Raw genomic sequence first — 21,295 nt, forward strand, 5'->3', positions numbered from 1 at the left:
AGCGACGAAGATAAGCACCTCCACTTACCCGGATGAAAAACTACCACTTTCCTTATCTGCTGCCTGGCTGCATACGCCATACATGGCGGGTAGGCTAGCGCTCCATTCCGTTTTCAAGTTGAGTAGTTTCAGGAAACCCAGCGCGTTTTTAGTAAGTATATATGCCATATTAATACTATCTATGCATTTTTTTATACATCCTTATCAATTATCGACGCAAATAGGATTTTTTAGGCAAAATTTTTGCTTAAAAACGGATATTCGTCAAAACAAACATTTATGTGTACGTATAAAAACTTGTATGTTTTGTAACAAGCCAATCGTGCACTAGTAGCTCTGTTCCAGCTATTCACACCAACTCCTTATCCAACTCACTCGTATGAACCTCAGCGCTTTAAATAAATACCATACCGTTGGTTGTGCCGCCTTTCTGCTTCTCTGGACAGCATCCTTCCATACGGTGGCCCAGCAGGGTCCCCCTGGCTTTACGACAACGCAATACGGACAACGTTTTCCGGGCACGAGTATCAAAACCACATTCGATCAGGCCAATCGACTGTATGTTGGCGAAAAAGCAGGGCGTGTCTGGGTAACCATCAATGGCATACGCCGCACCGATCCCCTGCTTGATATTTCAGAAGAGGTCGACAACTTCTCTGACCGGGGGCTACTTAGTGTTGCCCCCGATCCCGATTTTCTGCAAAATGGCTACCTATACCTGAGCTATGTAGTAGACCGCCATTACTTGTTAAACTATGGTACTGCGGCTTATGATCCAGACGCATCAGATGTAGGGGCGACCATCCTGCGCGTAACCCGGTACACGGTTACTCCAGCGAGCCTTACTGCTACAGACCCAAATGATATGGCTATTCTGCCCAATAGCCGGTTGATTTTATTGGGCGAGGCAATTGGCACTAGTGAAGCCCTGTTAGATGGCTCTCATTCGGGCGGTGATCTGGCCTTCGGAGCCGACGGAACGCTGCTTGTTTCAACGGGTGATGGCGCCGGGCTCAACGGGCGTGATGTCGGTGGGTCCGGTAACCCAGGGTATGGCTCTTCTTTCTGGGAACAGGCACTGAATGATGGCCTCATTGATTTTTGGGGAAATATTGGCGCCTACCGCAGCCAGTATCTGGATTCGTTCAACGGCAAAATTCTTCGCCTCGACCGGGCCACTGGCGACGGGGTGGCGTCGAATCCGTATTATGACCCAATCCACCCCCGATCAGCGCGTTCACGGATGTTTGCCCGTGGGCTACGCAACCCCTATCGTATCAGCATCCGTCCCGGCACCGGTAGCACCAATCCGGCCGATGCCAATCCCGGTTCATTGTATATCGGTGATGTGGGCTGGAACCGGTATGAGGAAATCCATATTATGAAGCGACCGGATCAGAATTTCGGCTGGCCGTATTTCGAGGGCATCAGCTTTGTGGAAGGGCGTTCGGAGTTTTACGTTATCCCGCCCAATAAAATGAACAGCCCCACCGATTCTACGAGTAACATATACTATGACCGCCTGCCCAACCCCGATGATTCGCTGGCGCTTTTCTCCAGGCCCGAGATCGCGATTGGCCACCAGGATCAGGGAACGAGTTATGTTCAGCATGGGGCACACTATTATTTACCTACCCTGAACCTGCCGTATAACAACGTCTCACTAGGCGGCAACGCGATCATCGACGGTGGCTGGACGTCGTACAGTAACAACCTCCCTGCTGCCTATCAGAACAGGTACTTTTTTGGCGATTATGTGCGTGAATGGCTCGCTTACGCCGAGTTCGATAGTGAAGATCAACCCATAGCCATCAATCATTTTGCCCAAGGGTTCAACGGCCTCGTTGACCTGACGATCAACCCCGTCGATAATCTGCCCTACCTGCTGTATTTTTTCAATATCGACGTCTTTCAGCTGAACTATACCGACAATCAACCACCGGTGGTGAGCCTGGAGGCCGATAAAACATATGGTAGCAGCCCCCTGGCTGTCTCTTTTGATGCCAGCGCATCGATGGATCCGGAGGGAACACCGCTGACCTACGAATGGGACTTTGGTGATGGTTCTCCGACCTACAGCGGGTTGTCGAGCATGGTACACAGCTACACAGCTGCCACGGTGCGCTCGTATACGGCTACGCTGACCATCACTGATCTGGGCGGATCGTCTGTGCAGAAGAGTATACTCATTTCGATCAATAATACGCCACCATTCATACAAACGACCAGCCTGGATGCGCTGACCGCGATCACCCCTACGGCCAGTACGCCCCTTACGCTGTCGGCGGTGGTCACGGATGCCGAACATACTGCTGGCCAGCTGACCTATCATTGGCAGTTGTACCACATGCACAATGACCATAGTCATCCTGAAGAGGCTTTTTCAACGCCTACCGCTTCTGTTACGCTGGCGCCGCTGGGTACGTGTAGTGGCCTGGAAACTTATTGGTATCGCCTTACGCTGACCGTCACAGATCCTGCCGGCCTGAGCACCACTGCCTACCGCGATGTGTATCCGGATTGCGAAGGCACCGAACAGACGATCACCTTTCTGACCCCAACCAGGCAGCTGGTCACTGCCGCCCCATTCCGACCTGTGGTCTGGAGCAGCTCAGGATTGCCTGTCACCTTGTTTCGCATTTCGGGGCCTGCCTTCATGGAAGGGGCCAACCTGCGTTTAACGGGGAATCCGGGTCTGGTCACGTTGAGGGCTATGCAAAGTGGGAATACTACTTTCCGGCCAGCCCGAACCGTAGAGAAAAGCTTCCGGGTTGTCAACTCCCTGGCCCCAGTGGCCGATCTGGCCCTTTCAATGGTATTTGGCAGCCACCTAGTAGCCACCGATTCAACCGTTTCGCTCTCCCTGGTCGTGACTAATGGCGGGCCCGACGAGGCCACCAATGTGGCCGTGACCAGCCGATTGCCAGCCGATCTGGCGTTTATCAGCAGCGCTTCACTGGTTCATCAGAGTGGGCTTGTATCGGGCACTATTGCGACCATTCCGGCTGGTACCAGCGAGCTACTGGCATTGCAGGTGAAGCCCACCAGCGCCGGTCTTTATCTAGTGAGTGCAGAAATCAGTGCAGCGCAGGCATTTGACCCCGACAGCCAGCCCGGTTCGGGTACTGGCGACGGCGAAGACGACATGGCGCAGGCTGATTTGCGCACCCTTACTGCCGGCGCCGTCCGGCTATCGCCAAATCCGAATCAACAGCCTTTACCGCCCGTTGCCTCCAACCAGCCTGGCCCGGTGGCCAACAAGGTCGATCTTAGTCTGGCCATACAGGCCAGCAAACTTACGGCCATAGTCAATGAACCAATCACCGTGACGCTGATCAGCACAAACATGGGCAGCCTGCCAGCCAACAGCGTTGTCATTCGCGATACGCTCAGTGATGGCCTGGTTTTAAGCGCATCCTCAGCCTTCTCTGTCGTGCTGACTGGTGCAGGCTATACGGTTATAGAAGCCACCATTGCCAGCCTGCCCCCCGGCCAGTCGGCGGCGTTGACAGTCAGCCTGTTACCAACAAATGCGGGGACCATTCGTACAGCGGCGCAAATCTGGTCGGTAGGAAATCCAGGCCCGAACGTACCTGCCGATGCCGACAGCACACCGGGTAACGGCGTCACCAATGGGGAAGACGACTGCGTCCTGATCGACTGGCGGGTGAGGTAGGTACGTTCCGTTCAGGCAGTTGGTCATGCGGTATACTCCTCTCTGACCACCTGTATCAGCTACTCCCACTCCCAGGCATCGTCGTTGATGAGTTCGGCCAGCACGGCCGTCCAGCCGGTTTGGTGGCTGGCACCGATCCCCTGCGCTGTGTCGCCGTGAAAATATTCGTAGAATAACAATAACTCTGCGTTTTCCGGGCGCTGGTAAAACGGACTGAACGGACCATGCACCGGGCGATGGCCCGACGCATCGGCCTCAAAGATGGCTACGATCCGCTTAGCCAGTTGATCGGACACCTGTTCCAGATTTAGCCGATTACCTGAGCCCGTTGGGTACTCGACGGTCAGGGTATCGCCGTAGAACTGATGGTATTTTTTCAGCGACTTAATGAACAGGTAGTTGATCGGCATCCAGACGGGACCGCGCCAGTTTGAATTCCCACCAAACAGGCCAGAGTCTGAATCGCCGGGGACGTACCTGATCGAGTGAACCTGCCCGTCGATCTGAACCGTGTACGGATGTGCTTCGTGGTATTTAGACAACGCCCGAATGCCACCCGGCGAAAGAAACTCCGACTCGTCGAGCATCAGCGCCAGCAGCTTTTCAAGGCGCTGTTTCGACACCAGCGACAACAGAATGTCGCCATCGGGCGTGACGTGCTGATCGGGCATAGGCAGCTGAAGGGCAGCCCGGTAGGTTTGAAAGAATCGGACCCGTTTCAGGAAGTCAGACAGCGGTTCGCTCTTATGCCGCTTCACGATCGACACGGCAAACAGTACCGATAAGCCTACGACAGAACGTACCTGCAAAATTTTGGGCACTGCGCCCGGCGAGTAGACCCGATCATAATAAAAGGTATCGTCTGCATCCCAAAGCGAGTCATTGAGCGATTCGGCGATGAGCACGAACTGCTCGTAAAACTTGGTGGCTATGTCTTCAAACGACGGGTCGTGCCGACTGATTTCCAAGGCAATATCCATCATATTCAGCGCATACATCGCCATCCAGGCGGTGGCATCGGCCTGTTCGAGCAACGTACCTGGCGGCAGGTTGCTCCGATCAATCACGCCAATGTTGTCGAGCCCCAGAAAGCCCCCGGCAAACACGTAGTCTTCTTCGGGGTCGAGCCGGTTGGCCCACCAGGTGAAATTGACCAGCAGTTTCTGGAAAGCCCGTTTCAGAAACTGTATATCTTCATTTTTGTAGATCGCCCGTTCAAGCCGATAAACGGATAAGGCCGCCCAGGCATGAACGGGCGGATTCACATCCGAGAACTTCCATTCGTAGGCGGGTATCTGCCCCGATGGGCTCATGTACCACTCGCGCATGAGCAGAATCAGCTGGTTCTTGGCAAAGACCGGGTCAACCATTGCCAGCGGAACAGTATGAAACGCCAGGTCCCAGGCCGCATACCACGGGTATTCCCACTTGTCGGGCATACTGATCACGTCTTCATTGTTCAGATGCCGCCAGGTATGATTTCGGCCATACCAGCGCTCTGGTGGTGGCGGTGGATTACCCGGATCGCCCCGCAGCCAGTGCGGAATGTCGTAGTGATAATACTGTTTTGTCCAGAGCAGGCCAGCCAGCGCCTGCCGCTGAATACGTTTCAGGTCGTCAGTCGCACCAGCAGGGATCAACGGTTGGTAAAAGGCATCGGCGTCGGCTTTTCGGTCAACGAATACCTGATCGAAGGCGGCGTCGAACGGCTGGGTCTGAATGGTTTTGCACAGCCGGAGCGTGATGGTCCAGGTTTCGCCGGGAGCCAGTTCCTTTTTATAGACCGGGGCGAATTTGGTACCTGTCTGGTTTTCCTGAAGCAGGTCGCACAGATACTCATTGTGTTCGGCGATGGCTTCGTGAAACGCGTCTTTAACAAACGGCGACCCGTTTGGCAGGCCATATAACCGCTTCGTGTTCGACTCGTTATCGGTCATCAGACTGAGCTCGACCGGCTGGTAGTAGAGGTAATAATTGCCGGCCCGACAGTGCGACAGAAATACGTTGCCGGCCGTTGGCATGTCGGGGCGGCGGCTGATGGCTGGCTTCTGAAACTCAGGATCGAACGACCAGCGGTTACGGCACCAGAGCGTGGGCAAGACCGTCAGCGGGGCTGAGTCTGGCCCGCGGTTGGTAGCCGAAAGGCGGATGCACACATCATCGGCATCTTTTTTGGCGTACTCCACCAGTACATCGAAGTAGCGACCTTCCTCAAAAACGCCCGTTTGCAGAATCTCGAACTCAGGGTCGTTCCGGGTACGTCGCCCGTTCTCGTGCAGGAGCCATTCGTAGGGAAATGCGGCCTGGGGGTACTTGTAGAGGCCTTTCATGTACGAGTGCGTCGGCGTATTGTCGAGGTAATAGTACAGCTCCTTTACATCCTCGCCGTGGTTGCCTTCGTTGTTGGTCAGGCCAAAGAGCCGTTCTTTCAGAATGCCATCGTTACCGTTCCAGAGCGCCAGCCCGAAGCAGACATTCATACGCCGGTCGGCCATCCCCATCAGGCCGTCTTCGCCCCAGCGGTACACGCGGCTACGAGACTGATCGTGCGAAAAGGAATTCCAGGCATCACCGTTGGCCGAATAATCTTCACGCACCGTTCCCCATTGACGGTCAGCCAGATAAGGCCCCCATTTCTCAAGCGGCACGGCTTTTTTTGCATTCTCCTGCAAACGATCTAATTCGGGATTCATTGCTCTACAATTTACGATGTACGACTTACAGAGTGGCTCTGCCTTCCGGGCTGTGTGCCGGGGTACCTGGCCGCAGTGGTACGACTGACGCTATAGCTTGTCCGAAACATACGGGCCTGCCAATCGAGGCACTATATCGGCGTTCGTCCATCAGATCATCCACCCGTAGCGAATCCTTCGAAGACGGTCATGCCGCCATCGATAAAGATGCTGGCACCGGTGATGTAATCTGAGTCGTCGGAGGCCAGGAAAACGGCTAGGTTGCCGATGTCTTCGGGCTGGCCGATGCGGTTGTAGGGAATCAGTGTCATCAGCGAATTCAGGGCCTGCGGTGTACTCCAGGCCCCCGTGTTGATCGGTGTCTGAATGGCACCCGGACAGATACTGTTCACCCGGATCTGCCGGTCGCCGTACTCCTGCGCCAGCGATTGCATCAGCATGCGAATGGCCCCTTTCGATGACGCGTAGTTGACGTGGCCCGCCCAGGGAATGATCTCGTGTACCGAGCTCATGCAGATGATTTTACCCGTTGCCCGCGACACATCGGGGCGTGGCCCACGGCGCAGAAACTCGCGGATGGCTTCACGCGCACAGAGAAACTGGCCGGTCAGATTGACGTCGATCACCAGTTGCCACTGCGCCAGCGTCATCTCATCGAACTTGGCATCGCGCTGAAGACCAGCGTTATTCACCAGAATATCGATTGTTCCGAAGTGGGCAACGGCCTGTTTGAACATGGCCTGCACCTGCTCTTCGTTCGATACGTCGGCCTGCAGGGCGAGGGCATCAACCCCATAGCTTTTCAGTTCGGTAACGATGGCCTCGGCATCGTCTGGCCTGGATACATAATTGACAATGACATTGGCACCGGCCTTGCCCAGCGATTTGGCCACGCCGGCACCGATCCCCGAATTGGCCCCGGTTACCAGCGCCGTCTGGCCCGACAGTTTTTTATCTCCCATTGTGTTATTACGCAGTACGTAAGTAGATACGCTACTAACTACTCGGTTTTTGCCCGGATAGTTATAACCGTTGCCTTGAATTAATGACTTTCTAAAGTCTGCGGCTTGTTTCTACCTGAACTAACCAGCAAAATCATGACCGACAAACCACAACCAGAATCAGGCGAATCAACCATTGCCCAATCGATGGAAGCACGCGCTCCCGAACCGGGGCATTTCCTGAAATCAATCGACGAGGATACGGACGTCGATGCCAGTGACGTCAAGGACGAATCAGACGGCATGGAAAAGCCCGATTTTCTGGGGAAAACCAACCTGGAAAACCGGGGAGAAACAGCAGACGAGGCTAAACAGTAACGAATAACCGGAGAGTGAGCGGCGGTTTTCCGGTGCTGCGTTGTTTCATCAGGAACGCACTGCTCACTCCTTTCGGTACGTTTTATTGGTATGCCCAACCGTCCGTCCATTCATATTCTCTGGTTCAAACGTGACCTGCGGCTGCGCGATCACGCGCCGTTGCAGGAGGCCGTCAGGTCGGGAAAGCCGGTGCTGCTGCTCTATTGTTTTGAACCGTCGGTAATGGCCGATCCGAATTACGATTCGCGGCACTGGCGGTTCGTCACCGAATGCCTGGCCGATCTGAACCGGCAGTTGCCCAAGCTGGTCAGCAACCCGAAAGTCGGTCAGCAACAGCCTGTCCCGCCGGCGCGAGTGACCCACGAATGGCTTCCCTTCGTGTTTGATGATGAGCCCGGCAGCAGCAACTCGATCGCCGTGGAGCAGGCTGTTGCTGCCGGGTTACCTGCCGTGTGGCTGTTTCATCGGGATGTGGTGGACGTGCTGGGTACGTTGCAGCAGCAGTTCACGATCGACACCCTTTTCTCGCACGAAGAAACGGGCCTGAAGATCACCTACGATCGTGACAAAGCCGTTGCGCGGTTTTGCCGCGACCAGGGCATCAACTGGCGGGAGTACCAGTGCAACGGCGTCATTCGTCGGTTGACAAACCGCGACACCTGGGCCGACGACTGGCAGCAAACCATGCGGTCGCCCCAGCAGCACCCCGACCTGACGCGCTGGCTACCCGCCAACGTACCTGCCGACTGGTATGAGGCCGAGCGAGGGGCCGATTTCCCCGCCGCCTGGCACGTACCTGACCCGTCGTTTCAACCCGGTGGCGAGCAGAACGCCTTTCGGTACCTGGACAGCTTTCTGACGGAGCGCATTGCCCTGTATGCTAGATCGATCTCGAAGCCGCTCGAAAGCCGGCGGGGGTGCAGCCGCGTGTCGCCGTATGTGGCCTGGGGGTGCCTGAGTATCAGACAGGTGTTTCAGGCACAGCTTCAGGCGGCAAAGAATCCGGTACAGCCGGGCCTCGGGCGGCAGTTCAGTGCATTTGCGTCGCGCTTACGCTGGCATTGCCACTTTATCCAGAAGTTTGAATCGGAAGACCGGATCGAGTTCGAGAACGTGAACCGGGCGTTCGATTCGCTGGCGAAGAACGAGAACCCGGTTCAGTATATGGCCTGGCGAGACGGATTTACCGGCTACCCGATGGTGGACGCCTGCATGCGCTGCCTGATCGCTACGGGGTATATCAACTTTCGGATGCGGGCTATGTTGATGTCGTTTTTGAGCCATCATCTATTGCAGCATTGGAAAGAAGGTGCCCTGCACATGGCCCGAATGTACACTGATTTCGAGCCGGGCATTCATTACGCCCAGATTCAGATGCAGTCGGGTATGACGGGCACCAACACCGTCCGAATCTACAATCCGGTGAAGCAATCGCAGGAGCATGACCCCGCTGGCGTATTCATCAAGCAGTGGATTCCCGAACTGGCCAACTGTCCCGTTGCCTACATTCACGAGCCGTGGACCATGCCGCCCCTGGAGCAGGATATGGCCCATTTTCACATCGGCAACGATTACCCCGCCCCCATCGTCGACATTGTTGAGACCGGCCGTGAAGCCCGGATAAAGCTGCACCAGCCCCGCAAAACGGAGACGGGCAACGAAGAGCAGGCGCGTATCCTGAAACGCCACGCCATTCCGAACGCACAGGCAGATTCAACCAGGAAGAAGGGCACGAAAACAGGCAAGAAAACAGCTAAAAATACTGTGGCAGCTGCGCTACCGCTTAAAGAGTAATCTGTTGCAACTGAGTTGAATAACCACCAAACTCAGGATACGTAAGATCCATGCTGGTCCATCGGGCGAAGTGATACCCACCGAAATGTTGTCGCTCAGTAGTATGTCGAGCCGTATACGCAGTAGTGGCCATGCCACTAGCGCCATGGGAAAAGCGAACAGCGCAAAGACCTTCCATCTAGTGCGCCATTTCCCGACTAAAAACGTATGGCAAAGCAGGTTGACGATAAGCTGACTAGCTAGTAGCGTGAGCCAGCAGGGCATGGAGAGGCGTGCTGGGGGATTAGCTATGCGTGAAGCTCCGCGCACTACTCATCCTGTTCTCCGCCATCACACCACCCTCGTTGTCGCTTGCCTAGGGCGGGTGACCCCTTAACGATAGGGCCTCTGGCCCGTTGGTAGTGAGTGGAAGGAGTATGAGCAAACAACAGTAAAGCGGAGCGATCGGGCCAGAGGCCCTACAGTTAGGGGTCACTCGCCACAGGCAAACGACAACGAGAGGCTCATGGTGACAACTCACATCCAGAAGTTCGTGACGACCTTGGGTGGGGGTGTTACCCTGAGCCTCTCGGGGATCGCGGCGGCGAACCGGCCTAGTCGGGGACGCCTAGTCGGGGACGCCTAGTCGGGGATGCCTAGCCGAAGGACCCAGCGAAAGCAACCTAATGCGCGGAGCATTTCAGAGCACTACTTCTCTTATTCTCCACCATCACACCACCTCCAGCATAATCTTGCCGATGTGCTCGCTGCTCTCCAGCAAGGCCTGTGCCTGAGCGACTTCGGCGAGCGGGAATGTGCGGTAGACAACCGGTTTCAGTCGGCCATCGGTTAACAGGGGCCAAACGTGGTGGTGTACGGCGGCGGTCAGGGCGGCTTTGAAATCGGCGTCGCGGGGTTTTAGCATGCTGCCGCTAATCGTGATCCGCTTCTGCATCAGCGTGGGAATATGAAGCTGGCTTTCGGCTCCCTGCATCGAATTGATAAACATCAGTCGGCCATCGGTGGCCAGCAGGCGCAGGTTTTTAGGTGTGTACTCGCCGCCCACCATATCCAGCACAACCTGTATGTCGATGCCCTGAAGCGCCTGCTCAAAGTCTTCTTTCCTGTAATTGATGCAGCGGGTAGCACCCAGTTCCTCGCACGCCTTACACTTTGCGTCGCTACCCGCCGTGGCGTAGACCGACGAGCCGAGCGCTTTGGCAATCTGAATGGCCGTGACCCCAATGCCGCTGCTCCCACCGTGAACCAGTAGCGTTTCGCCCGCAGCCAGGTGCCCCCACTGAAACACCGTCGACCAGACCGTCATAACGGTTTCGGGGAGCGACGCCGCTTCTACGAAAGACAAATGGGCTGGAACGGGCAGGCAATTCCGTTGGTCGACAGTCACGTATTCGGCATAGCCACCGCCACTGATCAACGCGCATACACCCTGACCGACCCGCCAGCGATCTGTTTCCGGCCCACATTTTTCAATTACACCGGCCACTTCAAGGCCCGGAATCTGGCCCGTCGGGTCGGTGCCGTAGCCGCCCTGCCGCTGGTGAATATCGCTCCGGTTCACGCCCGCAGCCCGTACACGGATCAGAACCTGCCCATCGGCGGGTTCTGGCATTGGCCGATCTTCCAGCCGGAGAACGGATCCGTTGCCAGGGCGAGTGATGCTAATGGCTTTCATGGGCGTCGACGTGTTTTTGTTATCCCTCCTCAGGTCGGGATGATAAAAAAAGCTATAGTTTGACAGAATAACCACCCAACCGGCCAACTGGTGGTTAACTACACGAACAAATCATAACGTACCTGATGGCAACCACAAACCAACCTGGCGCTGACCCCTGCGCTGCGAAAACAACTAATTACTCTGCTCGAAAAAAGCGAGGCCCATCAATCCTTCGACGACGCCGTTGAGGGGCTGCCTGCCGACCTACGCGGCGTTAAGCCCGATAAACTACCCTACAGCATCTGGCAGTTAGTCGACCATATCCGTATTGCTCAGTGGGATATTCTCGAATTCAGCCGCGACCCCAGCCACCAGTCGCCGCCCTGGCCCGAAGGGTACTGGAGCCCATCGGTACAACCACCCGACGAAGCCGCCTGGCAGCAGGCACTGGCCCAGATCAAAGCCGACCGCGACGCATTTATCGCGCTGCTGAACGATCCTGAGCAGGACCTGTTTCAGCCGCTGGCGCATGGGCAGGGCCAGACCCTGCTGCGCGAGGCCTTGCTGATTGCCGACCATACCGCCTACCACGTGGGCGAACTCATTATCATTCGGCGGCTGCTCGATGCCTGGCCGGGCTAACGTACCTAGCGGGCATTCGTTGAGGCGGGCGGGGTACGTTGCGGGGTACGATGCTGACTCAGGGCGAGTTAAGGGTCTTTGATTGCCGCGATTGTGCGCTATTTTTGGGTTATGTACACGCGCAAACGCATTGCCATGCGGCACCTCTGGCCCTTTGTCTGGCGGTCGCTTACCTTTTTTATTCTTTACTCGTCGGCCATCGTCAGCCTGTATGTGGTAACGGAATGGCCCTTGCTGACGGTGCCGTTCATCCCGATCGCCACGATTGGTACGGCGGTTGCGTTCTACGTGGGGTTCAAAAACAATTCGGCGTATGATCGGCTCTGGGAAGGGCGGCGGGTGTGGGGCAGTCTCACCAATGCCAGCCGTTCCTGGGCCATTATGGTCGTCGACTACATCACTAACCTGCACGCCGCCAGCCCGCTGGCGGCCAGCGAGTTGAGCGAGCACCACCGCCTGCTGATTTACCGGCACCTGGCGTTTCTGAACGCGTTACGCCTGCAACTGCGTAGTCGGCAGGTGTGGCAGGAGCATCATGGTACAGAGCTACAGATCATCGACCAGATCGATGCGTTCCACCAGGAGAAAATGGATGAAGAGCTTGGTCTTTTTCTACCCAAAGAGGAAGTGGCCCGACTCCTAAAAACCGCCAACATTGCCACTCAACTGATTCGCGAACAGTCGGCACACCTGCGCGAGCTGCGGGCACAGGGGCTGCTTTCCGATATATACCACAACGAGTTAGAGCGGCTGCTGATCGAACTGTATAACCAGCAGGGCGCAGCCGAACGGTTGAAGTCGTTTCCATTTCCCCGCCAGTATGCGTTCTTCAGCTACATTTTTGTGTGGCTGTTCATTCTGCTGCTCCCCTTCGGGCTCATCACCGAAATGGCCAAAGCAGGTGGCTGGCATGTCTGGCTGACGATCCCCTTCTACACGCTGATTGCCTGGGTATTCAACACCATGGAAGTAGTGGGCGATACCAGCGAGAACCCATTTGAGAACAGCATCAACGACGTACCGATGTCGGCCATCCGCCGGAACATCGAGATCGATCTGCGCGACATGCTGGGCGAAACCAACCTGCCGCCCCGGTTACAGGCAATCGATAATATTCTCATGTGATACCAACGCCTTCGCGTTGTTGCGGGTCCTGCCCAGGAGGGCAAAGGGGTCCTCGTAACTCACGTTTACATGGGAACACGTTCTTTACTCGTTGCCGGAGCCTGCTTAGTGGGTCAACTCGCCTGTGCCCAATCTGTACCAGCCCGTTCGTTTATGCTTGGCCCATCGGTCGGCATTGATCAGCTCCTGTATGTTAACAGCGCCGAATACGTTGGCTCCCCTACCTACAGCTCCCCCTCGAGTTTGAACGTTGGTATCGACGCTTCGTATCAAGTCAACCGGTTGCTGATCGGCACAAAAGTGCTGTATACGAATCGGCTCTCCCGGGTTAAATCACCCATACATCCGCCTAACCCGGAGGATTATGTCAGCGCTACTGAAACAGACCTCCACGTGCTGACGGTCCCCCTCAGTATGGGCTATCGGCTGACGCACGAAGGCCGTTTTCAGTGGTTCATCGGTGGAAACGTCGGGGTCGAATACCTACTAAGCAACAGCCGGACCCGCTATTATATGGGTGATGATACAGTGCTGGGGACCGTCCAACTCAGCAAAAGCGACTTTGGCAAGTCTGTCAACATTGGCTACGGTGTACAAACAACGCTCAGATACCAGCTAACACCGCTCATCGGCCTGCAAGCTGAACCAGCGCTGCGCTACTATCCACGGGGTGGTTTCCCCACTAAGCTGTATAATAACTACCAATTTCAGAGCACCTTTGCGATACTAGTCAACATAGGATGAGTAGCGTCAGCTAATCTTTCTTACCCAGTTAACAACGTTTATGAAAAACAACTTTCTATTCCTTGCCATCGCCTGCCTGACGGTTCAATTCGCTGCTGCCCAAACAACGCAAACGCGTTCCTTCATGATTGGACCGACGTTTGGCCTGAACAAAACCAGTTACGTTACTGATGGCACCTATTCAGGATTTCCGACAGTCCAGGCGCCTGCTGGCGCTTTTGGTGGCCTAGACGCTTCGTACCAGCTTAACCACTGGTTGCTTGGCGCGAAGTTGCTTTATCAGAAGCAAACGTATCAGGCAACGTACCCACCCTTTGAGTATATCATCGGCGATGGGCCTCTGCCGCCTGCTATTTACCGCACGGATACTGATTACCACCTGCTTAGTCTGCCATTTTCGGTTGGTTACCGCCTTACCCCCGGTACCCGCCTGCAATGGTTTCTGGGCGGAACCGTTGAGTTTAACTACACAGCGGAAACAGGGCAGCAGACCATGTTCACATCGACAGGGATACATACCGTTACCGACAAGGCCACATTCGGCCCCGTGCTCGATCTTGGCTACGGTGCCCAAACGACGCTTCGGTACGCGGTCAGCCCGCAGGTTGCCCTGCAATTCGAACCGGCTGTTCGGTATAATCCGAAAGATGGGTATCTGCTCAGAGCCCGCGAGTCCTACCAATTGCGCGGTGCCTTTTCGGTACTGGTAAAACTGTAAATTGCGTCAATATTGGTGGGCCGGTTGTCACGGCGTAGTGCGTGTGTCTGACCGTAAAATCCCGTTTTCTACCTGATGAATCCCTGGTGTATAATCCTCCTACCGATACTGGGATTGGCGATCAGCCCCGGCAACGCGACGGTTGGTCTCCAACCGGCGACGGCTGCCTGCACGCGGCAAAGCGCAATGGTCATTCACCAACCCGCCTCACCCTCATTCGCTGGGAGCGATACAATTCCCGGCGACGACGAAATCAGTGAAACGGGTATTCTGAAGCAGGTCGATGGGGCCAATTACCCGATTGCTATACTGACAATCGACTTTCCGACCCGGTCACTCACCGAGCAGTTTGCGATCGACCTGGAGGCAGTTCGTACCGTGCGGTTATCTGCGCTGGCAGCGCTGGTTGGTAAAACCATCTCGTTCCGGTACACCACTGAGCAAACCAACGCATTGCTCGACCTGGAAGTGGGCGGGCGGTTCTTGCTGGACGCTGATGCGGGCGTGGTGACCAATGAAACCAGCAAAGTGACGGGTGTACTGGGTGCCGACGAATTAACCACCGGCGACGTACCCGGCCTGCTAACGATCACGGCACCAGACGGTGAGGTTACCGAATTCCCGTTCATCATCACGAGCGAACTGCTGGAGGTAAACGGAACTACGGTCACGGCTTTCTACGAGGAGCGAACGATCAACACCATCAGGGCGATCACGATTCCGAGATGAGACCGCCCTACACGGCCAGGTCGGCATACAACTGAAGCAGGCTATTTGCCTGCCACCACCCCCGGCCGGGCGGTATCAGCGCGTCGACCGGCTCACCCGCTGCCAGCCGCTGAACCATCGTAGTCAGCCCGGTGGGTTTGGGAACGCCACTGCGCACATTGAAGACACCCGGCTCGTGGCAATTTTCTTCCCGCGTCAGCAGGCAGTGCCAATCGTAGAGGCCAAATAAAGCCCATACGGTTACCGCCCGCACATCGGCACCCATCTCCTTAGCTAGTTGGGCCTGCTGCCATACCTCTCCAAGCCAGCGTTTCTGTTCATCAGCAGCATCGCCGAGGTGCGCTTCGGTGATCACCAGCGGAATACCGTACCGGTCCCAGGCTTCGAGCAGCAGGCCGCCCAGTCCCGTTCGGTGCTCGGGCATGGCCCGCACCATTTCGGTATCGACATACCGCTGGTGCCCGTTTCCGCCATGCAGGTGTGCCGGGTAGTTGTCCAGGTTCTCGTCGAGGTACCGTTCGCTGGTGACGTAGTGGTTAACGCCAATCACCGACGGTGCGCAGGGGTTATCGGCCAGCGACCACAGCTCTCGCTCGCTGGCACCCGACTGTCTCAGAAACCCCCATAATGGGTGATCGGGCGTGACCCGGCCGCAGAGCAGATCCCAGCTGAGCCACCGCCGTTCATTTTCCAGGTCGGCCTGGTAGCTTAACAGCGGCGTGCTGTGGGTTTTGCCTAAATCGTCGGTTTGCACCAGCTTCGCATCCGGCCTAACTTTCCGAATTTCGGCCATCGCCCGGCAGGTAGCCCGGCACTCGCGCAACAAAATATCGACAAATACCCGATTCGATGTTGCGTGCGGGTACCAGTGCCCATACAGCCCACTAAACCGGGCTGTTGTCAGTGGCTCATTGATGGGCGTGTACGACTCGATCCACGGATACCGTTCAGCTACCTGCCGGGCATACCGGGCAAGGCCCTGTTCAAAGGCAGGCCGATCGTAGGTAGCGTAGCGTGGCCCGCAACCATGATGCACCAGCCCTGCAATGGGCTGTATGGCTAATTGCTGCAGCCGGCCGAGTCGCTCATCCGTCCAGGACCAGTCCAGCTGATCAGGATGTTCAGGCGCCACGCGTTCCCAAAGAACCGGGTAACGCAGCGTAGTAATGTTCAGCGATTTGACCAGGTCCAGATCGGTTAACCGGTCATGATGCCCACTCCGCTTTATCTGGTCCTGGTACACCTCACCCACCCGATTGACGGTACATTCGATCCCGCCCCATAAGGCAAGTTCCTGTTGCTGAAGTGCGTGCAGTTCACTCCGTTCCCGTAGTCGATTACTCATTATAGCTGGTGGCAGGCGACAAAGTACATCTGCCTCAAACCCATTTCGTCTGTTTACTCAACAGCAAACACGCCGCTACGTATGGCGGTTGCTCAGGGTAGTTAGGCAATGGTGTGCTACATGTTACAGAGACAGATGTCTTACCTTTACTGACTTATGCTCTGGCGCACGCTCGTTCCCGCTCTTTTTTTTCTGGTCCATGTACCTGCACTGAGCCAGGTACGTTGCGCTATTCCCTTCCCGTTTACGCCCGTTTCCCAGCCCAACCGGGTTGAGTGGACTAAATTTCCGGCCTTTACCCTACCCGATTCATTCACCATCATTTACGGTGGTGCCCGGCTCGCGGGCGATCAGAACGGGCCAGCAACGCACGGATTCAACCGGTTGGTGCAGCCACTCGCGGGTGAGCCCGCTGCCCGGCCACAGCGGGCTATGGAGTATGCCGGTTTCGTATACGGTCTGAATCAGCCGTGGGAAACGCTCGAGAGTCCGTGGGGAAATGACCTGGCCCTTTACCGTGCCAAATGGGATAGCTGGCTGCGCGAGCAGTCGGGCGGACAAACCAACGCGGCGGGCCAGTTCATCCTGCCCGCCGATGTGCTTATGGTCGACATTGAGCGGCAGATCGATACCGACACGGGTATTCTCCGGCTGAAGACAAACACGGCCACCCCCGCCCAATACCGCGCCCTGACGGACGCGGATTTCATACGTACCTACAAAAAAGACATGACGGCCCTGTATGCCTACGGCCTGCACTACCTCCGCCAGCGGGCCGACCTCTCGCAGACGCGCCTCAGCACCTACAGCGACGTACCGATCCGCAACACGTACCTGAACGTGGTAGCCAACACCTGGACCGACTGGACCACCAACGCCAGCCGCCTGAGCTACCTTACAACAGACAGCACGAACACAAAAGTGGGCGGCGCCTTTTATGACCAGCTCAACTTCCTGGCTCCGTCGGTCTATTACTACTACAACTACGATCCGGTTCGGCCCAGTCCGTTGGCGGGCGATTACCTGGCCTATACGCTGTTCCAGGTCGAAGCGAACCGGGCCTGGAGCAGCAAACCGGTGATTCCGTTCGTCTGGATGCGGTTTCACGACTGCTGTGGCAATTACCCCGCCTTCATTCAGCCACAAATGGCCGAGGCCACCGCCATCTTCCCGTTTTTCGCCGGGGCAAAAGGCCTGTGGTTCTGGGATCAGCTGAGCCTCTCGACCACCCGCCAGGATGTACACGCCGCCTACGAATATTTCATTCACGGCCTGTACCGGCTCTCGCAGTTTACCAGTCAGTTTCAGGGATCCTACGAACTGGTAGCTGAAACCAACGCGCGCGACCTGATGAACAGCCAGCAACCCGTTTGGCGGGGCGTTTTCAGCGACAACAAACTACTGGTAGCCGCCCAGAACCCCTACGCCACCGACGGGCAGCAAACGGTGGTGCCCATCCGCTACAAAAGCTGGCAGGGAAGCCTCACCCTCACCGGCCGCGAAGTAGCCCTCTGCCAGTACGATCTGACCTTGTTGGCCACTGAGGCCGCTTCCCTGCCCGACATCCGCCTATACCCTAACCCCGCCCGTCAGCAGGTAACGGTCACTACCAGCCAACCCGGCGACGTGGCGCTGATCAACGCACAGGGACGGATTATCCGGCAGTTCATAAACATTTCGGCCCCGCTCGTCATTGATACCAGTACACTCCCCGCCGGCCTGTATCTGATCAGAACGGGTGGGGTAAGCAAGCAATTAATCATTAATTAGTTTACTGTTTACCGTTTACTGTCTCCTGTTGCTCCGCTTAGATACGTTGTCGGTACGTAGCAGCGCAACAGAAAACAGTAAACGGCAAACAGTAAACTGCCTTTCCATGAACCGCCTTAGCACCGAATCATCGCCCTACCTGCTTCAACACGCGCACAACCCCGTCGATTGGTATCCGTGGGGGGACGAGGCCCTGCAACGCGCCCGCGACGAAGACAAACCCATTCTGGTCAGCATTGGCTACTCGGCCTGCCACTGGTGCCACGTCATGGAGCGCGAATCGTTTGAGAACGAACAGATTGCGCAGCTGATGAACCAGAATTTTGTGTGCATCAAAGTTGACCGGGAAGAACGCCCCGACGTGGATGCCATCTACATGGAAGCCGTACAGGCGATGGGCGTTCAGGGCGGCTGGCCCCTGAATGTCTTTCTGATGCCCGACGCCAAACCGTTCTACGGCCTTACCTACGCGCCCCCCCAAAACTGGCATAACCTGATGAGTGGCGTGCGGGAAGCGTTCGATACCAATCGCGAGAAACTGGCCGAATCGGCAGAGGGGTTTGCGGCCCACCTGAACGCCTCGGAAACAGATCGGTTCCGGCTGAGCAACGCCGAACCGATCTATGCGCAGGAAACCGTGGAGGCCATGTACCTCAAGCTGGCATCGCGCTTCGATCTGGAAGACGGCGGTACCGGCCGCGCCCCCAAATTTCCGATGCCCTCGCTCTATGGTTTCCTGCTTCGCTATGCCGACCTGACCGGCGAGCCATCGGCCTTTAATCAGTTGGTACTGACGCTGAACCGCATGGCGCTGGGCGGCATTTACGACCAGCTTGGCGGTGGGTTTGCCCGCTATTCAACGGATCGACACTGGTTTGCGCCGCATTTCGAGAAAATGCTGTATGACAACGCCCAACTGTTGACGCTCTATTCCGATGCTTTCACGCTGACCGGTAACAAGCTCTACAAAGACACCGTCTACGGCACCATTCGCTTCATGGAACGGGAACTGCTGGGACCAGAAGGTGGCTTTTTCTCGGCGCTCGATGCCGACAGTGAAGGCATAGAAGGTAAATTTTACACCTGGCAGGCCGAGGAACTACAGCAGATCCTGGGCGATGATTACACCTGGTTCGCGAAGCTCTACACCATCACGCCGGCAGGTGCGTGGGACATTGGGCATGGCCACGGCCGGACGAATATTCTGCACCGCACCGAGACGAACCCTGCCTTTGCCGACACGCAGGGCTGGACCGCCGCCGAACTGGAACAGAAGCTCGCCGACACGCACCAGAAACTGATGGCCGTTCGGGATCAGCGCATCCGCCCCGGCCTCGACGATAAAATCCTTTGTTCGTGGAATGGCCTGGCCTTAAAAGGCATCGTCACGGCCTACCGCGTGTTTGGCGAACCCGAATTCCTGTCGACTGCCCTTCGGCTGGCTTTTTTCATCAACCAGAAACTAACCGATCAACGCAACGGCGGGCGGCTCTGGCATACGTACAAAAAGCGCGACGGCGAACCCGGCCGCGCCCGGCAGATCGGCTTTCTCGACGATTATGCCGCCGTGATCGACGGCTATCTGGCGCTCTACCAGGCTACGTTTACCGAAAGCTGGCTCACCGAAGCCGACAAGCTCACGCAATACGTACTGGCTCATTTCGATGATCCAGGTACGTTGGGCGAAGGGTCAGCAGCACCGGAGCCGTTGTTTTTCTTCACCGACAAATCGGGCGAAGAGTTGATTGCGCGGAAGAAAGAGCTGTTCGACAACGTGATTCCGGCCTCGAACTCGATCATGGCGCATAACCTCTACACGCTCAGCCTCCTCCTCGACCGTCCCGACTACGGCCAACGCGCCGATGCCATGCTCGGCCTGATTCAGCCGTTGATGGCCAACGAAGTCAGTTACCTTACGAACTGGGCATCGCTTTACGCCATGCGGGTACGTCCCACGGCCGAGATCGCGCTGGTTGGCCCCGAAGCGATGGCCTTCCGGCAGCAGATCGACAGCCAGTTTTTTCCCAACAAAGTGGTGGCAGGCACGGTCGGCAGCAGTTCGTTACCCCTGCTGGAGCAGCGCGGCACGCTCAACGGCCAAACGGCCATTTACGTCTGCTACAACCGCGCCTGTCAGCTCCCCGTCACCAGCCTAGACGCCATGTGGAAAATTGTGAAATGAGCGGGCGAAACTGCAACCGTCCCTTTCGTCCCATAAACAGCGTATTACGATAGCCAACCGAACGCAGTCAATTGCCAACGACGTCAGGAAAGCTTATATGCTTTGTCTGGTCTCCGCCTCGACCGTATGATCTAAAAAGGATCATACGGTCGAGCGATCACCGCACGGTTTCGGATATTGACTTCATGGCCGGATCAGGGCTTTCTCATAAAAGCGTAAGATTCATCTTTAGCTATAAAAATTGCTTTCGCTGGGCCCGCCGCGGCTGCCGTTTCGACCGCAGCGGCGGACCGTTCCGCTCAGGATGACAATGCACACCTAAATGTGCATGACGACCTTGGATAGGCTCAGGACGCCGCCCCGGTGTCGCCCTGAGCCTACCCGGGATCGCAGCGGCGAACCGGCCTAGTTGAAGGGCCAGGCGTCAGCCATTTTCGTACTTGACAATATTTAGGAGAAAGTCCTGATGGTCGTATTAAACGATGAAACAGGCTCGCGTTTACACGAAATCAACCGGCTCCTCCCTAGCCAATCCGAGCTAAGTTTAAAGCGTAACAGCACCATTTCGCCTCTGTTCAATTGAGCTACTTCTTCTTGTGCTACCGTTTTCGCGGTGTTTTGCCGTCCCGTCAGGGACACAACATGGGTAGCTCCAGGACAGACAGCGCAGCAACGCTCTACGTCCCGTCAGGGACACAATATGGGTAGCTCCAGGACAGGCAGCGCAGCAACGCTCTACGTCCCGTCAGGGACACAATATGGGTAGCTCCAACGCAGGCAGCGCAGCAACGCTCTACGTCCCGTCAGGGACACAATATGGGTAGCTCCAGGACAGGCAGCGCAGCAACGCTCTACGTCCCGTCAGGGACACAATATGGGTAGCTCCAACGCAGGCAGCGCA

14 protein-coding genes are annotated in these 21,295 nt (G+C 56.4%); 10 read left to right on the top strand and 4 right to left on the bottom strand.

Annotated features, from left to right (window positions below; all coding sequences use genetic code 11):
- Nucleotides 1-379: 379 nt before the first annotated feature.
- On the top strand, nucleotides 380-3,676 hold the full coding sequence (locus ACAW75_RS11945) for a PQQ-dependent sugar dehydrogenase (protein ID WP_370728944.1): 3,297 nt from the start codon (nucleotides 380-382) through the stop codon (nucleotides 3,674-3,676).
- Nucleotides 3,677-3,735: 59 nt separating this feature from the next.
- Here the strand turns inward: ACAW75_RS11945 and ACAW75_RS11950 are convergent, their stop codons facing one another.
- Both ACAW75_RS11950 and ACAW75_RS11955 read right to left on the bottom strand, forming a co-directional pair.
- The gene (locus ACAW75_RS11950) at nucleotides 3,736-6,369 is read right to left on the bottom strand and encodes an MGH1-like glycoside hydrolase domain-containing protein (RefSeq protein ID WP_370728945.1); all 2,634 of its coding nucleotides are present in this window, start codon (nucleotides 6,367-6,369) and stop codon (nucleotides 3,736-3,738) included.
- A 155-nt stretch (nucleotides 6,370-6,524) separates the two neighbouring features.
- The gene (locus ACAW75_RS11955; protein WP_370728946.1) at nucleotides 6,525-7,331 is read right to left on the bottom strand and encodes an SDR family oxidoreductase; all 807 of its coding nucleotides are present in this window, start codon (nucleotides 7,329-7,331) and stop codon (nucleotides 6,525-6,527) included.
- A gap of 135 nt (nucleotides 7,332-7,466) precedes the next feature.
- Here ACAW75_RS11955 and ACAW75_RS11960 point away from each other — a divergent pair, with 135 nt between their 5' ends.
- Together ACAW75_RS11960 and ACAW75_RS11965 are read left to right on the top strand one after the other, a co-directional pair.
- Entirely contained in the window at nucleotides 7,467-7,688 is a 222-nt protein-coding gene (locus ACAW75_RS11960; RefSeq protein WP_370728947.1) for a hypothetical protein, read from the top strand.
- A gap of 90 nt (nucleotides 7,689-7,778) precedes the next feature.
- Nucleotides 7,779-9,482 carry a cryptochrome/deoxyribodipyrimidine photo-lyase family protein gene (locus ACAW75_RS11965; RefSeq protein WP_370728948.1) on the top strand — a complete coding sequence of 568 codons (1,704 nt, stop codon included), beginning with the start codon at nucleotides 7,779-7,781 and terminating at the stop codon, nucleotides 9,480-9,482.
- 709 nt (nucleotides 9,483-10,191) lie between these two features.
- Here ACAW75_RS11965 and ACAW75_RS11970 read toward each other — a convergent pair.
- Complete coding sequence (locus ACAW75_RS11970) at nucleotides 10,192-11,157, bottom strand: NAD(P)H-quinone oxidoreductase (RefSeq protein WP_370728949.1); 966 nt, start codon at nucleotides 11,155-11,157, stop codon at nucleotides 10,192-10,194.
- A 234-nt stretch (nucleotides 11,158-11,391) separates the two neighbouring features.
- On the opposite strand from ACAW75_RS11970, the gene ACAW75_RS11975 reads away from it, so the two are divergent.
- The 5 genes from ACAW75_RS11975 to ACAW75_RS11995 all read left to right on the top strand — a co-directional run bounded on the left by ACAW75_RS11975 (nucleotide 11,392) and on the right by ACAW75_RS11995 (nucleotide 15,097).
- The gene (locus ACAW75_RS11975; RefSeq protein ID WP_370728971.1) at nucleotides 11,392-11,781 is read left to right on the top strand and encodes a DinB family protein; all 390 of its coding nucleotides are present in this window, start codon (nucleotides 11,392-11,394) and stop codon (nucleotides 11,779-11,781) included.
- Nucleotides 11,782-11,892: 111 nt separating this feature from the next.
- Nucleotides 11,893-12,906 carry a bestrophin family protein gene (locus ACAW75_RS11980; protein WP_370728950.1) on the top strand — a complete coding sequence of 338 codons (1,014 nt, stop codon included), beginning with the start codon at nucleotides 11,893-11,895 and terminating at the stop codon, nucleotides 12,904-12,906.
- A 69-nt stretch (nucleotides 12,907-12,975) separates the two neighbouring features.
- Complete coding sequence (locus ACAW75_RS11985) at nucleotides 12,976-13,650, top strand: outer membrane beta-barrel protein (protein ID WP_370728951.1); 675 nt, start codon at nucleotides 12,976-12,978, stop codon at nucleotides 13,648-13,650.
- A 40-nt stretch (nucleotides 13,651-13,690) separates the two neighbouring features.
- Nucleotides 13,691-14,368 carry an outer membrane beta-barrel protein gene (locus ACAW75_RS11990; RefSeq protein WP_370728952.1) on the top strand — a complete coding sequence of 226 codons (678 nt, stop codon included), beginning with the start codon at nucleotides 13,691-13,693 and terminating at the stop codon, nucleotides 14,366-14,368.
- Nucleotides 14,369-14,443: 75 nt separating this feature from the next.
- Nucleotides 14,444-15,097 carry a hypothetical protein gene (locus ACAW75_RS11995; protein WP_370728953.1) on the top strand — a complete coding sequence of 218 codons (654 nt, stop codon included), beginning with the start codon at nucleotides 14,444-14,446 and terminating at the stop codon, nucleotides 15,095-15,097.
- Nucleotides 15,098-15,104: 7 nt separating this feature from the next.
- Here the strand turns inward: ACAW75_RS11995 and ACAW75_RS12000 are convergent, their stop codons facing one another.
- A complete protein-coding gene (locus ACAW75_RS12000) occupies nucleotides 15,105-16,442 on the bottom strand; it encodes a family 1 glycosylhydrolase (RefSeq protein ID WP_370728954.1) in 1,338 nt (445 codons plus the stop codon).
- Nucleotides 16,443-16,598: 156 nt separating this feature from the next.
- Between ACAW75_RS12000 and ACAW75_RS12005 the strand changes: the two genes are divergently transcribed.
- Together ACAW75_RS12005 and ACAW75_RS12010 are read left to right on the top strand one after the other, a co-directional pair.
- Nucleotides 16,599-18,212, top strand: coding sequence for a T9SS type A sorting domain-containing protein (locus ACAW75_RS12005; RefSeq protein ID WP_370728955.1), 1,614 nt, complete (start codon nucleotides 16,599-16,601; stop codon nucleotides 18,210-18,212).
- Between the two features lie 106 nt (nucleotides 18,213-18,318).
- Nucleotides 18,319-20,394 (top strand): thioredoxin domain-containing protein, encoded by a 2,076-nt coding sequence (locus tag ACAW75_RS12010; protein WP_370728956.1) that lies wholly within the window; start codon nucleotides 18,319-18,321, stop codon nucleotides 20,392-20,394.
- The last annotated feature ends 901 nt before the right edge of the window (nucleotides 20,395-21,295 follow it).

It is taken from the genome of Fibrella arboris (genome assembly GCF_041321095.1).
Taxonomy (GTDB): Bacteria; Bacteroidota; Bacteroidia; order Cytophagales; family Spirosomataceae; genus Fibrella; species Fibrella arboris.

What these genes read in the sequence shown, in the direction of transcription:
- ACAW75_RS11995 (WP_370728953.1), top strand. Translation starts at nt 14,444, where the DNA reads ATGAATCCCTGGTGTATAATCCTCCTACCGATACTGGGATTGGCGATC.
- ACAW75_RS12010 (WP_370728956.1), top strand. Translation starts at nt 18,319, where the DNA reads ATGAACCGCCTTAGCACCGAATCATCGCCCTACCTGCTTCAACACGCG.
- ACAW75_RS11985 (WP_370728951.1), top strand. Translation starts at nt 12,976, where the DNA reads ATGGGAACACGTTCTTTACTCGTTGCCGGAGCCTGCTTAGTGGGTCAA.
- ACAW75_RS11960 (WP_370728947.1), top strand. Translation starts at nt 7,467, where the DNA reads ATGACCGACAAACCACAACCAGAATCAGGCGAATCAACCATTGCCCAA.
- ACAW75_RS11980 (WP_370728950.1), top strand. Translation starts at nt 11,893, where the DNA reads ATGTACACGCGCAAACGCATTGCCATGCGGCACCTCTGGCCCTTTGTC.
- ACAW75_RS11955 (WP_370728946.1), bottom strand. Translation starts at nt 7,331, where the DNA reads ATGGGAGATAAAAAACTGTCGGGCCAGACGGCGCTGGTAACCGGGGCC.
- ACAW75_RS12000 (WP_370728954.1), bottom strand. Translation starts at nt 16,442, where the DNA reads ATGAGTAATCGACTACGGGAACGGAGTGAACTGCACGCACTTCAGCAA.
- ACAW75_RS11945 (WP_370728944.1), top strand. Translation starts at nt 380, where the DNA reads ATGAACCTCAGCGCTTTAAATAAATACCATACCGTTGGTTGTGCCGCC.
- ACAW75_RS11950 (WP_370728945.1), bottom strand. Translation starts at nt 6,369, where the DNA reads ATGAATCCCGAATTAGATCGTTTGCAGGAGAATGCAAAAAAAGCCGTG.
- ACAW75_RS11965 (WP_370728948.1), top strand. Translation starts at nt 7,779, where the DNA reads ATGCCCAACCGTCCGTCCATTCATATTCTCTGGTTCAAACGTGACCTG.
- ACAW75_RS12005 (WP_370728955.1), top strand. Translation starts at nt 16,599, where the DNA reads ATGCTCTGGCGCACGCTCGTTCCCGCTCTTTTTTTTCTGGTCCATGTA.
- ACAW75_RS11970 (WP_370728949.1), bottom strand. Translation starts at nt 11,157, where the DNA reads ATGAAAGCCATTAGCATCACTCGCCCTGGCAACGGATCCGTTCTCCGG.
- ACAW75_RS11990 (WP_370728952.1), top strand. Translation starts at nt 13,691, where the DNA reads ATGAAAAACAACTTTCTATTCCTTGCCATCGCCTGCCTGACGGTTCAA.